We start from the raw sequence: 13,979 nt of genomic DNA, 5'->3' as shown, positions 1-13,979 counted from the left end.
GGCGGGTGGCTCCCAGGAACGGGGGCGGGCGGGGCAGGCCGGGATGCGGCGGGCCGCATCCCGGGGGAGCCTCAGCGCACGCCCATCTTGACGAACTTCTCGACCGCCTCGACGTCCTTGGGCTCGACCAGGGCCTTGCCGGTGTTGACGTCGAAGGCGCTGAGGCCGAACTTCTTGATCATCGCCAGCTGCAGGATCGGCAGGTAGCCCTGGTAGTAGGGCTGCTGGTCGATGGTCAGGTCGATATAGCCCTTCTTCATCTCGTCGAGCACCACCGGCACCAGGTCGAACACGGCCATGTGCAGCTGGCCGGGCTTGACGCCGAGGTCGCGCAGGCACTCGCCGGCACCGGCGCCCCAGAAGCCGGCGTCGACATAGGCGTTGGTCTCGGGATGGCCCTGGACATACTGGCAGATGCGCGAGGCGGTGACCGAGATGTCGTTGGAGCTGTCGATCACCTCATAGGAGATCGACCGGCCGGGATTGGCGGCCTTGGCCTCGTCCAGGAACTTCCTGGCGCCGCCGATGCGGGCCTCCGCCCAGCTCTCGCCGGGGCGCGACAGGCCGAGCAGGGCGTGCACCGGCTGGTCGGCCGGGATCTTGGCGTAGAGGCCCTTCATCAGCACGTAGCCGGCCTGGAACAGGTCCTGGCCGACGAAGGCGAGGCGGGCATTGCCCTCGGCGCCCTTGGAATCGTCGACATTGGCGGTGATCACCGGGATGCCCTTGTCGACGGCGCGCTTGATCGCCTCGTCGTAGAGGTCGTCGTTGACGACAACGGTGACGATGCCGTCGACGCCCTGCTCGATCACCGTCTCCAGGTTCTGCAGGTGCTTCTGCAGGTCGCCGTTGGGCGTGGTGAAGATCAGCTGGCAGTCGGCGTCGAACTGGGCGCAGGCATCGTCCATGCCCTTCTTGATCGCCTGCCAGAAGCTGTTGTCGATGCCGGTCTGGGTCAGGTAGGCGAATTTGAGCTTGTCGGCGGCCTGGCCCGATCCGGCGCCGAGCAGCGTGGCGGCGGCAAGGGCGAGGGCGGAGATGGCGGTCTTCCAACGCATGGCTGTGGTTCCTCCCGAAGGCCGGCATCCCGGCTGCTGTTGTACCATGGCAGTGTTTTTCAAAAGGAGAGGCGGCATGCGCCGCCGCTTCCCGGTGTGGCTGCCCGCGCGGGTGGCCTATTCCTCGACGTGCCCGGTGACGCGCAGGATCTCGAAGCAGGCGCCGAAGGGGTGATAGTCGGTCTTGGCGGGCGGGCTCTTGAGGTCGCTGAGCGGCCGGCCGTCCGGGGCGCAGACCCGGTACCAGCCGCCGCGCTCGCGGTCGATCATGTGGCGCCAGCTGAAGTCCCAGAGCCGGTCATAGTCCTGCCAGAAGCGCGCCTCGCCGGTGCGCACGGCCAGGCAGGCGGCGGCGGCCACGGTCTCGCACATCACCCAGTGGTACTTGTCGAGGTCGTAGAGCCGGCCGTCGGGGCCGAAGCTGTAGTGCAGGCCGCCATGGGCGAGGTCGGCGCTGCGGGCCAGCGCCACCTCGTAGAGGCGCCGGGCCCGCGGCAGCATCCATTCGCGCGGCCGGTAGCGCTCGAGGATCAGCAGCAGCTTGGTCCACTCGGTCATGTGCCCGGGCAGGTAACCGAAGGGGCGGAACAGGTGCTTGGGATCGTCCTTGTTGTAGTCCCAGTCCACCGCCCAGTCGCGGGTGTAGTGCTCCCAGACGAGGTCGCCGGCCTCGGCGGCGAGATCCATGCAGATGCGCTGGGCCAGGGTCTCGGCCCGGTCGAGATAGCGCGTCTCGCCCGTCGCCTCGTAGGCGGCGAGCATCGCCTCGGCCATGTGCATGTTGCAGTTCTGGCCGCGATAGTCGGAGAGCGGCGTCCAGTCGCGGCGGAACTCGTCGGCATAGAGCCGGTGCTGCGGCAGCCAGAAGTGCCGCTCCAGAAGGTCCCAGGTCTCGGCGACCTTGCGCTTCATGCCGGGGATGCCCGCCTTGGCCGCGGTGGCGTGGGCGAGCAGCACGAAGGCGTGGCCGTAGCACTGCTTGGCGTCGTCGCTCGGCCGGTCGCGGTCGAGCACCCAGTAATAGCCGCCCATCTCGCGGTCGAGATGAGCCTCCTCCAGGTGCTTCAGGCCGTGCACGGCCGCCTCGCGATAGTCCGGCCGCTCGAACAGGCCGGCGGCCAGGGCGAAGTTGACGATGAAGCGCGTGGTGGAGACGAGGTGCTGCGTCGTCCGGTCGAGGATGGCGCCGTCGTCGCGATAGACGTTGTAGTAGCCGCCGTCCTCGGTGTTGAGACAGACCGGATGGTAGAAATCCATGATCTGCCGCATGTGCGACTTGAGAAAGGCGGGGGAACGGAAATCGGGTGGGGTCACCGGCGTCGCGTCCTTCATTCCGGCAGGACGATGCCGAGCTTCGACATCACGCCGCCGTCGATCTTGATGTCCGCGCCGGTGATGAAGCGGGCCTTGTCGCCGGCGAGGAAGGCGACGGCCTCGGCGATCTCCCAGGGCTGGCCGACGCGGCCGAGCGGATGGCCCTTGCCCCAGGCCGCCAGCGTCGCCTCGGCGGTGCCCTCGCCCTTGTAGAGGTCGGCGGCCCAGCGCAGCATCGGCGTGTCGACCGAGGCCGGGCAGACGGCGTTGACGGTGATGTTGTCGGGGGCGTGGTCGAGCGCCATGGCCCGCACCAGGGCGTTGATGCCGCCCTTGGAGGCGGTGTAGGCGGCGACCGAGGCCTGCGAGGCGAAGGCCTGCACCGAGGAGATGGCGATCACGGCGCCGCCGCCGCGCTTCTTCATCTCCGGCACGGCATATTTGGCGGCCAGGAAGATCCCCTTCAGGTTGACGTCGAGCACGTCGTCCCAGACCTCCTCGGGCGTGTCGATCACCGTGCCGTAGCGCTGGATGCCGGCGCAGCACACCAGGATGTCGACGCCGCCGAAGCTCGACGCGGCGAGCGCGGCCGCGGCCTGCATGTCGGCTGCCTTGCGCACGTCGCCGACCATGCCCCTGCTGCGGCCGCCGATCGCCGCGACGGCGGCGTCGACCGAGGCGGCGTCGTTGGCGACGATCAGCACGCCGGCCCCGCCGGCGGCGAAGCGCTCGGCGCAGGCCCGGCCCATGCCCAGGCTGCCTCCGGTGACGATCACCGATTTGCCTTCGAAGTCTCCCATCTGTCCTCCTGTGCCGGCTCCGGCCGGGCCGCGTCAGCGCGCGCGCTCGGCGCGCAGCGGCCTCTGGTTCGTATGGCGCGTCTCGAAATAGCTCGGCTGGGCCGCCTCGATCTCCGGCAGGCTGCGGAACAGGCCGTTGAGGTGCTCGCGCATGGCCTGGGCGGCCTGGTCGGGCGAGCCGGCGGCGATGCCGGCCAGGATGGCCCGGTGCTCGTCGACCAGCCGGCGCACCTTCAGGTCCTGCGGCAGGATCAGGTGGCGGACCCGGTCGATATGCACCTTGGCGCCCTGGATGAAGCGCCAGACCGCCTCGCGGCCGCAGGCCAGGCTGAAGGCCTGGTGCATCTGCTCGTCCAGCGCGAAGAAGGCGGCGTCGTCGCCGGCCTCCGCGGCGGCGGCCTGCCCGCCGATGTTGTGCTCGATCCGGGCGATCAGCAGCGGATCGGCGGCCTCAGCCACCTGGCGGACGATCGAGCATTCCAGGCTTTCGCGGATGAACTGGGCGTTGCCGAGGTGGCCGACGCGGATCGGCGCGACGAAGGTGCCGTATTGCGGATAGATGTCGACCAGCCCCTCCTCGGACAGGCGGATCAAGGCCTCGCGCACCGGCGTGCGGCTGACGCCGAGCACGGCGGCGATGTCCTTTTCCGACAGGGGGTAGAGCGGCGGCAGGCGCAGGTCGGCGACGCGGTCGCGCAGCACGCAATAGACCTGCGACCAGATCGGCGCCTGGCGGTTGAACGGCAGGACGCCCAGGACCTCGGCCAGGTCCGGGACGGTGGCCGGAACCGGCTGTTCGAGCGTCGTGGCCATGGCCAACTCCTCCCCTGCCCAGCAGCCTGAAGGGCTACCATATCAGTGCGAATTGCGCAACCATCGCCATGCCATATTAGTATGGCAGTTGGCCTCGCGCAGTTGCCGGGAGGGATTGATTCGCTCCCGCCGCGTTGTCGCGCCGCTCGGCCGGCACCGGTCTTCGCCGGCTTTTTTGCAGCTGTTTCCGAGGGGAGGGCGACCGGGACGGGGCGAAGCGGCCCGAAAACGTGGCGTTTGCCGGCGAACCGACTTATGAACGGGCGGGGGGCTGCGGCTATCGATTGCCGGGCGGGCGCCCGGGGGGAGCCTGGCTCCGGGCCCGGCGCGCGCCCGGTCCTTGCGATCTGCGGAATGTCCGGGTGCGCCTTGGCGGTGCCCCCGGCGGTCCGGCCTGGAGCCCCCCATGCGGGGATGGGAGACCCAGACCCTTGCGTATGCTTCGATCCGCCCTGCCGCTCGCGCTGCTGCTGATCCTGCTGGCGGCCACCACCACCTTCCTGGTGTCGGAATGGCGGTCGGCGAGCCGTGGGCGGGCCCTGATCGACCATTCCCGCGCGGTGATCGAGGCGAGCCTGTCGCTGACCGGGGCCATGGCCGATGCCGAGGCTGCCCGCGGCGGGTTCATCATCACCGGCGACCGGGCCTATCTGCAGCCGCTCGACGCGGCGATCGCGGCGCTGCCGGGCCGCTTCGCGACGTTGCGGCAACTGGCGGCCGGCAATCCCGAGCAACTGAGCCGTCTCGACACTCTCGCCGGACTCTGGAGCCGGCAGCAGGACCACATCGCCCGGTCCGTCGCGCTGGCCCAGGCCGGCGACATGGCGGGCGCCCGCGCCAGTCTCGCCGCCGAGGGCGCCAAGGCGGCCGTGGACGCCATTCAGGCCGAGGCCGACCGCTTCCAGGCGGCCGAGCGAAGCCGGCTGGACCAGCAGCTGGGCGAGAGCGACAACCAGCGCGACCGCCTGGGCTTTGCCATCGGCTGCGTGCTGGCGGTGGCGGGGGTCGGCATGGTCGTGTCGATCCTGGCGCTGTCGCGGCGCACCCGGGCGCTGGCTCGCGACGTGCGTTCGCAGCGCCAGATCGCCCGTTCGCTGGAGGAGGCGACCTTCGAGCTCGCCGACCAGGTCAGCACGGTGCGGGCGGAGCTCTCCGACACCGCCCGCCGCTTCGATGCGGCGCTGCGGACGGCGCCGATCGTGCTGGCGAGCCAGGACCGGGAGCTGCGCTACCTGTGGATGCGCAACAGCCTGCTCGGGCAGCCGCCGGAATGGTTCATCGGCAAGACCGACGCGCAGATCATGCCCGAGCCCGCCGGCTCGCGCATGATCGCCGCCAAGGAGGAGACGCTGCGCAGCGGCGAGCCGCGTGACTTCGAGATCTTCCTGTCGAGCCTGGAGCGACCCGACGACGGCAAATGGTACGACGTACACATCGAGTCCACCCGCAACGACAAGGGCTCGATCGACGGCGTCACCTCGGTGTTCATGGAGGTGACCGAGCGCAAGCGCCGCGAGCGGCATGTCCGCCTCCTGATGCGCGAGCTCGCCCATCGCTCCAAGAACACGCTGGCCGTGGCCCAGGCCATGGCGCGCCAGACCGCCGCCAACACCGCCGGCGTCGGCGAGTTCCTCGAACGCTTCTCGGAACGGCTGGAGGCGCTCGGCCGGGCGCACACGCTGCTGGTCAACGAGGGCTGGACCGGCGCCGGCATCGAGGACATGGTGCGCGCCCAGCTCGGCCATTACGCCGATCTCGTCGGCCGGCAGGTGTTCCTCGACGGCGAGCCGATCACCCTGCCGGCCGAGACGGTGCAGAACATCGGCCTCGCCCTGCACGAGCTGGCCACCAATGCGGCGAAGTACGGCGCCCTTTCGACCGCGGCCGGGCGGGTCGACATCGCCTGGACGGCCGGGCCCGGCGAGGGCGGCGGCACGGCGATCACCCTGAGCTGGCGCGAGAGCGGCGGCCCGCCGGTCGCGCCGCCGACGCGGCGCGGCTTCGGCCAGCTGGTGATCGAGCGCACCGTGGCCCGCGCCGTCGGCGGCGAGGTCGAGCTCGACTACCGCCGGGAGGGACTGAGCTGGGTGCTGCGCTTCGACAAGCCGGTCGAGGTCGGCGTCGAGGCGGCGTTGCCCGCGGCGGGAGGCAGCGACGGCGGCGGGCGGAACGGGCCGATATTTCGATCCGCGCTGCCGTGAGGGAGGCGACATCGCCGTCGCGGTGATGCGATCGGTCCGGTCCCGGTTTCGATCCACGCCTCCGCGAGGGAGGCGACGGGCCATCGGCGCCGCCGCGGGCCATCTCGGCCATGTTTCGATCCACGCCTCCGCGAGGGAGGCGACGATGCACCGACACGAGCTGCACGATGTCGGAAAGTTTCGATCCACGCCTCCGCGAGGGAGGCGACGGGTCTGCAAGCCTCCGATCGACGGAAAGGCCGAGGTTTCGATCCACGCCTCCGCGAGGGAGGCGACGAACGACGGAACCGGTCGTGGTGTCGACCAGGACGGTTTCGATCCACGCCTCCGCGAGGGAGGGTATGCCTACGGTGAGAGGCGCCTTCCGGCGCAGGATAGAAAGCAGCACTGTTAACAACGTGGTTTGGAGCGGTGTTAGCAGCGAGACATGGCCTATACGACGCTGATCACGGGGCCGGAGCGGCGCCGCCGCTGGAGCGAAGAGCAGAAGCGGGAGCTGCTGTCGCAAGCATTCGGGCCCGGCGGCAACGTGACGACGACGGCCCGGTGCGCAGACGTTCACACGAGTTTGCTGTATCGCTGGCGGCGCGCCTCGCTGACGCGGGTTGAGCCGCCGGCCTTCGCACCGGCGGTGCTGGTCGAGGTGCCGGAGCTTGGGTCGGAGCGGGCGGAGGTTCCCGTGATCGTCGTGGAGTTGTCCGGCGGCATCCGGGTGAGTATGACGGCCGACGCGCCGGCGGCGCTGGTGACGGCGACGCTGCAGGTCCTGCGATGATCCCGGTTCCGGCCAACGTCCGGGTGTGGATCGCCACCGGTCATACGGATATGCGCCGGGGGATGAACGGATTGGCGCTGCAGGTCCAGGAAGGCCTGCATCGGGACCCGCACGCTGGCGATCTGTACATATTCCGCGGAAGGAAAGGCGATCTGATCAAGATTCTCTGGCACGATGGGGTCGGCCTGTCGCTGTATGCCAAGCGCCTGGACCGGGGCCGGTTCGTCTGGCCAGTGACGAACGGCGGGCCTGTGGCGATGACGCCGGCGCAAATGGGGTATTTGCTCGAGGCGATCGACTGGCGCAATCCACAACACAGCTGGAGACCGTCGAGCGCCGGTTGAGCCACCAGGAAACTGCGGCGCCAGGCATTTTGGATGCCCAAATCGCGGTTTTTCTGATTCAATCTGGCGCATGGTCCTCACCGCCGACGCCCTGCCGGACGACATCGACGCCCTGAAGACGGCGCTGATCGCCGTACGGGCCGAACGCGCCGCCGCCCGCGCCAAAGCCTCCGACGACCTGGCCCAGATCGCCCACCTGAAGCTGCAGATCGCCAAGCTGCAGCGCCAGTTGTTCGGGCCGCATGCCGAGCGCACGCGCCGCCTGCTGGATCAGTTGGAATTGGAACTGGAGGAACTGGAGGCCGGCGCCACCGAGGACGAGATCGCCGCCGAGAAGGCTGGGGCCAAGACGACGACGGTGTCGGCCTTCACGCGCAAGCGCCCGTCCCGACAGCCGTTCCCCGAGCATCTGCCGCGCGAGCGCGTCGTGGAGCCCGCGCCGTGCGCCTGCCCGGCCTGCGGCGGGGCGCGGCTGTCCAAGCTGGGGGAGGATGTCACCGAGTCGCTGGAGGTGATCCCGCGCCAGTGGAAGGTGATCCAGCATGTGCGCGAGAAGTTCTCCTGCCGGGATTGCGAGGCGATCAGCCAGGCGCCGGCGCCATTCCACGTCACCCCGCGCGGCTGGGCCGGTCCGAGCTTCCTGGCCATGCTGCTGTTCGAGAAGTTCGGGCAGCATCAGCCGCTCAACCGCCAGGCCGAGCGCTATGCCCGTGAAGGCGTGCCGCTGAGCCTGTCGACCCTGGCCGACCAGGTGGGCGCCGGTGCGGCCGCGCTGATGCCGCTCTTCAAGCGCCTCGAGGCCCATGTGCTCGCCGCCGAGCGGCTGCACGGCGACGATACGACCGTGCCGGTCCTGGCCAAGGGCAAGACCGACATCGGCCGATTATGGGTCTATGTGCGCAACGACGGTCCCTTCGCCGGCCCGGCGCCGCCGGCGGCGGTGTTCTACTACTCGCGCGACCGCCGGGCCGAGCACCCCAACACGCATCTGGCGGGTTGGAGCGGGATCCTGCAGGCCGACGCCTATAGCGGCTTCGGCGATCTCTATGCGCCCGATCGCAAACCCGGGCCCGTTCTGGAGGCGAGTTGCTGGGCGCACGCCCGCCGCAAGGTCTTCGAACTCGCCGATGTCGAAGCCGCCGCCATCAAGAAGGCGCGCGGCGAAAAGCCCAAGCCTGTTTATCCGCTGGCATTGGAAGCCGTGCAGCGCATCGACGCGCTCTTCACCATCGAGCGGGAGGTGAGCGGGCTGCCGCCGGCGGAGCGCCTGGCCGTGCGTCGGGTCCGGAGCGCGCCGCTGGTCGCCGAGCTCGAGACCTGGATGATCGAGGCCCGCGACAAGCTCTCGCGCGGGCACGATCTGGCGAAGGCCTTCAATTACATGCTTCGCCGCTGGCCGTCCTTCACCCGCTTCCTGAGCGAGGGCCGCATCTGCCTCTCGAACAACGCCGCCGAGCGCGCATTGCGCGGCGTGGCCCTGGGGAGGAAGGCATGGCTCTTCTGCGGCTCGGATCGTGGCGGCCAGCGCGCCGCCGTCCTCTACAGCCTGATTGCGACGGCCAAGATGAACGATATCGACCCGCAGGCCTGGCTCGCAGACGTCCTCGCCCGACTGCCCGCCTATCCGGCCCACCGGATCGATGATCTGCTGCCGTGGCATTGGAGATGCGCAGACCTGCGAACCCCGCCAGCGGCGGCCTGATCATGCAGCGCAATAAAGTGCATCACGTCTACACCGTCGAGCGTGTCGCCAAGGTCCTCGGCGTCAGCGAAGAACTCATCCATGACTTGACGCTCTGTCTCGAGCCCGAGGATGGCGTCATCTGGGTCTACGGGATCAACGATGACGACGCGATCTTGGCCTGCACCGATGAAGGCCTTGAGGAGGTCGAACTCCTCCTCGAAGAACATCATCGCAACTCCCCATCGAAAACTTGACCCCGGTACCGTCGTGCTTGTGGTCGCCGGATATCGCGCGTCCACGATCTTCACGGGTGCGCATCGATCTGCCCACCTCGCGTCTGTACGAACGACTGCCCTGGGAGGGGAAGAGCCTGTGCAAGGCTGAAACCCCGCCGATCAGCCGGCCGCCTGCCTGACTGTCATGCCTGCCGCCATCATATAGACGTCTGGGCTCGCGCGCTTGGGCAAATCCCGCGGCCTTCGCCGTATGCGTACGAGGGAGGCGACGGCCAGCGCCCAGTACACGCTGACTGTGTGGACGTCGTTTCGATCCACGCCTCCGCGAGGGAGGCGACAGGTGCTTGCTGTTGGTCGGATCGTCGTCCCCGCAGTTTCGATCCACGCCTCCGCGAGGGAGGCGACTCCTGGCTCGCAAGCCGCTCATCGGCTCAGTTGCCGTTTCGATCCACGCCTCCGCGAGGGAGGCGACAACCGGAAGCGGCGCTTACCGGTGTCCTTCCGGAGGTTTCGATCCACGCCTCCGCGAGGGAGCGACGCGGGATCGATCTGACGTCGATCGAGCACCGGCACGTTTCGATCCACGCCTCCGCGGGGGAGGCGACGTGGGGACCGCCCATGGCGAGATCGACAAGACCGGGTTTCGATCCACGCCTCCGCGGGGGAGGCGACGCGCCAGCGCAGGCCGTGACCTTTGGCGATGGTCATGTTTCGATCCACGCCTCCGCGGGGGAGGCGACGGGCTCCGGATCTAGTCCGATAAATGCGGCAAGGGAGTTTCGATCCACGCCTCCGCGGGGGAGGCGACCTGCCGGGCGATGGTGATCTTGAGGCTGACAGGGCAGTTTCGATCCACGCCTCCGCGGGGGAGGCGACTCCCGATCAAAGGCGTCGCCGGGCCGACCGTCGTGGTTTCGATCCACGCCTCCGCGGGGGAGGCGACGAGGACAGGGGCGTTGGTCATGGCGTGACTCCGAGGGTTTCGATCCACGCCTCCGCGGGGGAGGCGACTGGCGTCCTCGCCGAACTCGTCGGCGCGGAATGGGTTTCGATCCACGCCTCCGCGGGGGAGGCGACGGTCTACCTGGTCCGCGGAGGCCGCGGTGATCACGTTTCGATCCACGCCTCCGCGGGGGAGGCGACGGCCCCGACCCGGCAACGCCACCACGACTTCGCCGTTTCGATCCACGCCTCCGCGGGGGAGGCGACCAAGAACATGGTGCGCCTCATCGATTGTCCAGCGACGTTTCGATCCACGCCTCCGCGGGGGAGGCGACAGGCGACAGTCCAGTTGTCGTCTCGGGTGGCGCGGGTTTCGATCCACGCCTCCGCGGGGGAGGCGACCCGGCGATCCGCGATGCGATGACCGCGGTCAAGATGTTTCGATCCACGCCTCCGCGGGGGAGGCGACGGCTGGTGACTTCCAGCTTCGTTATGGTTTCGTGCGGTTTCGATCCACGCCTCCGCGGGGGAGGCGACAATTGGCGGGCTTTTTATTGTTGACTTCATGCTATGTTTCGATCCACGCCTCCGCGGGGGAGGCGACGTTTCCTTCGGTTTGCATGGCCGTGCATGCGGGGTTTCGATCCACGCCTCCGCGGGGGAGGCGACATCCCCAACTCGCCCCAATCCGGCCGATTGTCGTGGTTTCGATCCACGCCTCCGCGGGGGAGGCGACGAGGGCGCCGGCGCACTGCAGGACAGAGATGTTGGTTTCGATCCACGCCTCCGCGGGGGAGGCGACGGGCCGACGCGGTCGGCCCCTCGCTGCGCTAGTTGTTTCGATCCACGCCTCCGCGGGGGAGGCGACGCGCCGATGCCCGCCTGCGGCCCACCTGCGGCCGCTAGTTTCGATCCACGCCTCCGCGGGGGAGGCGACGGGCCGACGCGGTCGGCCCCTCGCTGCGCTAGTTGTTTCGATCCACGCCTCCGCGGGGGAGGCGACTGGTCGCCGTCGCCCTCTAAGGCGTGGGGTTGACGTTTCGATCCACGCCTCCGCGGGGGAGGCGACATCAGGAGGCCGATGAGGGCTCGCGCGTCGGCGTGTTTCGATCCACGCCTCCGCGGGGGAGGCGACGAGTCCTCGCGCTTCTCGATGCTGACCTACTGCAACGTTTCGATCCACGCCTCCGCGGGGGAGGCGACAACCCCGACCGCGACTCCGAGGGCGACTTCCTCGTGTTTCGATCCACGCCTCCGCGGGGGAGGCGACCGGGCGCGCGCCACGCCTTGACGGTCAGGATGCGTTTCGATCCACGCCTCCGCGGGGGAGGCGACCGCCGCGATCAAGGTCGGCGCCGCCCAGGCCGACGAGTTTCGATCCACGCCTCCGCGGGGGAGGCGACCGCTGGCGACTACGCCGTCGGCGAAGGCTCGCCTAGCGTTTCGATCCACGCCTCCGCGGGGGAGGCGACCGCCCACGGCGGAAGCGACCCCCCACGGAAGCGCGGTTTCGATCCACGCCTCCGCGGGGGAGGCGACGCGCGCGCGAGGGCGAGGGACTCGTCAGAGATGTTGTTTCGATCCACGCCTCCGCGGGGGAGGCGACGCCCTCATGCTAACGCATTCTTCGATCGCCACAAATTCCGTCACTTGCGCGAACCGGCGCGTGTGCGCATCCGTCGATCGGACGAAACTGTCGGCATGTTGAAAATTATCTCGTGATTTCAAATGTTTGCGCCCAGCGCGAACCTCCCGGGAAATCCTGGCTCGCTTGGGGTTCGCGCTTGGGCGGGTCAGACGATCAGCGGACCGCCGAGATCGACGGCGGGCTTGGCGCCGACATGCTCGACGCGGCGGGTCCAATTGGCGCCGAGATAGTAATAACGCAGGCTGTCATGCGCCGGCTCGATCAGGCCTTCGAGCCTGGCCTTGAGACGGACCCATTGCGCCGGGTCGACTTCGATTTCGAACACTGAATATTGCACGCGTTGCCCGTAGTCTCTGCAGGCCTTGGCGACGCGGCGCAGGCGGGCATCGCCGCCCGGCTCGCCGGTGCGCACGTCGTAGGTCACCAGCACGAGCATCGCGGCCTCCTCGGCGTCGGGCATTCGCCCCGGTCATTTCCACAGCCAGGGTGGATAGGCGTCGAGATCGCCGCGCAGGTGGCGGGCGAGGAGCTGGGCCTGCAGATGGGGCGTGAGGCCGAGCGGCGCCGTCTCTTCCAGGAAGGGATGGCGGCGCTCCTCCTTCTTGCGCTCCTGCCAGGCGGCAAGCACGGTGCGCCGCCCCTCCTCGGTCAGGAGCACGGCGCCGCCGTCGCGGGTCTCGAAATCGTCGGCACGCAACTGGCGGCGATTGAGCAGCGACAGGGCCAGGCGGTCGGCGAGGGGCGGGCGCAACTCCTCCATCAGGTCGAGCGCCAGGCTCGGCCGTCCCGGCCGGTCGCGGTGCAGGAAGCCTACGGCCGGGTCGAGGCCGACGCCCTCGGCGGCGCTGCGGCAGTCATGGGTAAGAAGCGTGTAGAGGAAGGAGAGCAAGGCGTTGACCGGGTCGAGCGGCGGGCGGCGGCTGCGGCCGAGGAAGCAGATCTGCGGGTCGGGCGAGCGGACGAGGTTGCCGAAGACCGAGAAATAGACCTGAGCCGCCTCGCCCTCGGCGCCCCGCAGGGCGTCGAGGCCGTCATCGCCGAGGGCGGCGCGCTGCAGGATGCGGCCGAGCCGGTCGACGGCCTGCTCGATCCCGGCCCGCCGCTCATCTGCCATCTCGGCGCCGGTGTCGCGCAGCGCCCGCTGCAGCACGGTGCGCTGATTGGCGATCTTGCCGGAGACGAGGCTGCGCACGATCTCGTCCGGCTGCTCGGCGGCGCGGTATTGCGCCCGGCGCAGCAGCACGTTGCCGCTGACGGGGCCTTCGACCCGCGCCTGGAACCGGCCGGCCCGGTCCAGCAGGACGATGGTGACGCCCGTGGGGGCCAGCGCCTGGATCAGCGGCGGCGACAGGAAGACGCCGCCGAAGACGACGACGGAGCCCAGCATGTGGAAGGGCACGCGGGCACGCTCGACGCCTTCCACCTCCGCCACGAGGTTCTCGCCGTCCTTGCGCAGGGCGGCGCCCTCCGTGGTGACGTAGAGCGTGTTGAGCAGCTTCTTCACGGTGGGTCCTCCCCGTCGTCGGCGAGGATCGCCTCGACCGAGGCGGCGCGAAAGCCGAGCGCGGATCTGGACCCGGCCTTGGGCCGGCAGATCTCGATCAGCGAGCAGGCGCGGCAGCGGTCGGCCCTGTAGGTCGCTGGCGGCGTGCGCCCGGCGGCGAACAGGGCGCCGAGCGCGTCGGCTGTCTCCTCGGTGAGGCGGCGCAGCTCGGCATCGAAGGGAACCGGCGCCCGCCTTTTGGTCTCGGCGTAGTACAGTGCGCCTTCCGGCACCGGCCGGCCGGTCATCTCCTCCAGGCAGAGGGCCTGGGCGCAGAGCTGGACCTCGTCGGCCCGATGCAGCTTGGCCTTGCCGCGCTTGTACTCCACGGGATAGGCGGTCTCACCGTCCGGCCCGGCCCGAAACTCGACGAGGTCGGCGACGCCGGCGAGGTTCAGCCGGCGGCAGGCGAGCGGCAGCGCCGTGACGCGGCGCAGGCCGCCGCGCTTGCGGCTGCCGGGATCGTGGGCCGCCTCGTGCAGCACGCGGCCCTCGGCGGTGAAGCGGTTCTCCTCCCACGATCGCTCGATGTGGATGAGCGCCGCCTGGCGCAGGCAATAGACCGCATGCTGCAGCGCCGACAGCGGGATGGGCTCGTCGGGCTCCGGCATCGCGCCGGCC

General features: G+C 69.5%; 12 protein-coding genes and 1 CRISPR repeat array. Of the genes, 5 read left to right on the top strand and 7 right to left on the bottom strand.

What is annotated here, in order from left to right; translation table 11 throughout:
* Positions 1 to 71: 71 nt before the first annotated feature.
* The 4 genes from AC27L4_RS07975 to AC27L4_RS07960 form a co-directional block, all read right to left on the bottom strand.
* Positions 72 to 1,058 carry a substrate-binding domain-containing protein gene (locus tag AC27L4_RS07975; RefSeq protein ID WP_487141551.1) on the bottom strand — a complete coding sequence of 329 codons (987 nt, stop codon included), beginning with the start codon at positions 1,056 to 1,058 and terminating at the stop codon, positions 72 to 74.
* Positions 1,059 to 1,175: 117 nt separating this feature from the next.
* Positions 1,176 to 2,327, bottom strand: a complete 1,152-nt coding sequence (locus tag AC27L4_RS07970) for an AGE family epimerase/isomerase (protein WP_487141927.1) — start codon at positions 2,325 to 2,327, stop codon at positions 1,176 to 1,178.
* A 59-nt stretch (positions 2,328 to 2,386) separates the two neighbouring features.
* Complete coding sequence (locus AC27L4_RS07965) at positions 2,387 to 3,172, bottom strand: SDR family NAD(P)-dependent oxidoreductase (protein WP_487141550.1); 786 nt, start codon at positions 3,170 to 3,172, stop codon at positions 2,387 to 2,389.
* 33 nt (positions 3,173 to 3,205) lie between these two features.
* Positions 3,206 to 3,985: a GntR family transcriptional regulator gene (locus tag AC27L4_RS07960; protein ID WP_487141549.1), complete on the bottom strand. Its 780-nt coding sequence runs from the start codon at positions 3,983 to 3,985 to the stop codon at positions 3,206 to 3,208.
* A 437-nt stretch (positions 3,986 to 4,422) separates the two neighbouring features.
* Here AC27L4_RS07960 and AC27L4_RS07955 point away from each other — a divergent pair, with 437 nt between their 5' ends.
* The 5 genes from AC27L4_RS07955 (at position 4,423) to AC27L4_RS07935 (ending at position 9,243) form a co-directional block, all read left to right on the top strand.
* Positions 4,423 to 6,186: a CHASE3 domain-containing protein gene (locus AC27L4_RS07955; RefSeq protein WP_487141926.1), complete on the top strand. Its 1,764-nt coding sequence runs from the start codon at positions 4,423 to 4,425 to the stop codon at positions 6,184 to 6,186.
* 427 nt (positions 6,187 to 6,613) lie between these two features.
* Positions 6,614 to 6,961: a transposase gene (locus tag AC27L4_RS07950; protein WP_487141548.1), complete on the top strand. Its 348-nt coding sequence runs from the start codon at positions 6,614 to 6,616 to the stop codon at positions 6,959 to 6,961.
* Positions 6,958 to 7,305, top strand: a complete 348-nt coding sequence (gene tnpB, locus AC27L4_RS07945) for an IS66 family insertion sequence element accessory protein TnpB (protein ID WP_487141547.1) — start codon at positions 6,958 to 6,960, stop codon at positions 7,303 to 7,305. Before AC27L4_RS07950 ends, tnpB begins: the two co-directional genes overlap by 4 nt.
* A gap of 70 nt (positions 7,306 to 7,375) precedes the next feature.
* A complete protein-coding gene (tnpC, locus tag AC27L4_RS07940; protein ID WP_487141546.1) occupies positions 7,376 to 9,007 on the top strand; it encodes an IS66 family transposase in 1,632 nt (543 codons plus the stop codon).
* Positions 8,971 to 9,243 (top strand): hypothetical protein, encoded by a 273-nt coding sequence (locus AC27L4_RS07935; RefSeq protein ID WP_487141545.1) that lies wholly within the window; start codon positions 8,971 to 8,973, stop codon positions 9,241 to 9,243. Before tnpC ends, AC27L4_RS07935 begins: the two co-directional genes overlap by 37 nt.
* 288 nt (positions 9,244 to 9,531) lie before the next feature.
* A CRISPR array of direct repeats spans positions 9,532 to 11,773; the repeat unit is 32 nt; unit sequence GTTTCGATCCACGCCTCCGCGGGGGAGGCGAC.
* 187 nt (positions 11,774 to 11,960) lie between these two features.
* On the opposite strand, the gene cas2 is transcribed toward AC27L4_RS07935, so the two are convergent.
* From cas2 to cas4, 3 genes are read right to left on the bottom strand one after another with little or no spacing between them, the layout of a single operon-like run.
* Positions 11,961 to 12,251 carry a CRISPR-associated endonuclease Cas2 gene (gene cas2, locus AC27L4_RS07930; protein ID WP_487141925.1) on the bottom strand — a complete coding sequence of 97 codons (291 nt, stop codon included), beginning with the start codon at positions 12,249 to 12,251 and terminating at the stop codon, positions 11,961 to 11,963.
* Between the two features lie 33 nt (positions 12,252 to 12,284).
* A complete protein-coding gene (gene cas1c, locus AC27L4_RS07925; protein WP_487141544.1) occupies positions 12,285 to 13,319 on the bottom strand; it encodes a type I-C CRISPR-associated endonuclease Cas1c in 1,035 nt (344 codons plus the stop codon).
* Positions 13,316 to 13,969: a CRISPR-associated protein Cas4 gene (gene cas4 / locus AC27L4_RS07920; RefSeq protein ID WP_487141543.1), complete on the bottom strand. Its 654-nt coding sequence runs from the start codon at positions 13,967 to 13,969 to the stop codon at positions 13,316 to 13,318. The genes cas1c and cas4 overlap by 4 nt, the downstream gene beginning before the upstream one ends.
* Between the last annotated feature and the right edge of the window lie 10 nt (positions 13,970 to 13,979).

The organism is Labrys sp. Lb11 (assembly GCF_057554225.1).
The sequence above is the reverse complement of the archived record's forward strand: the minus strand, read 5'-3'. Positions and strand labels throughout refer to the sequence as shown.

Coding starts and splice junctions, on each gene's coding strand:
- AC27L4_RS07970 (WP_487141927.1), bottom strand. CDS start 2,327: ATGCGGCAGATCATGGATTTCTACCATCCGGTCTGTCTCAACACCGAG.
- AC27L4_RS07965 (WP_487141550.1), bottom strand. CDS start 3,172: ATGGGAGACTTCGAAGGCAAATCGGTGATCGTCACCGGAGGCAGCCTG.
- cas4 (WP_487141543.1), bottom strand. CDS start 13,969: ATGCCGGAGCCCGACGAGCCCATCCCGCTGTCGGCGCTGCAGCATGCG.
- AC27L4_RS07935 (WP_487141545.1), top strand. CDS start 8,971: ATGCGCAGACCTGCGAACCCCGCCAGCGGCGGCCTGATCATGCAGCGC.
- tnpC (WP_487141546.1), top strand. CDS start 7,376: ATGGTCCTCACCGCCGACGCCCTGCCGGACGACATCGACGCCCTGAAG.
- AC27L4_RS07955 (WP_487141926.1), top strand. CDS start 4,423: ATGCTTCGATCCGCCCTGCCGCTCGCGCTGCTGCTGATCCTGCTGGCG.
- AC27L4_RS07960 (WP_487141549.1), bottom strand. CDS start 3,985: ATGGCCACGACGCTCGAACAGCCGGTTCCGGCCACCGTCCCGGACCTG.
- tnpB (WP_487141547.1), top strand. CDS start 6,958: ATGATCCCGGTTCCGGCCAACGTCCGGGTGTGGATCGCCACCGGTCAT.
- AC27L4_RS07950 (WP_487141548.1), top strand. CDS start 6,614: ATGGCCTATACGACGCTGATCACGGGGCCGGAGCGGCGCCGCCGCTGG.
- AC27L4_RS07975 (WP_487141551.1), bottom strand. CDS start 1,058: ATGCGTTGGAAGACCGCCATCTCCGCCCTCGCCCTTGCCGCCGCCACG.
- cas2 (WP_487141925.1), bottom strand. CDS start 12,251: ATGCTCGTGCTGGTGACCTACGACGTGCGCACCGGCGAGCCGGGCGGC.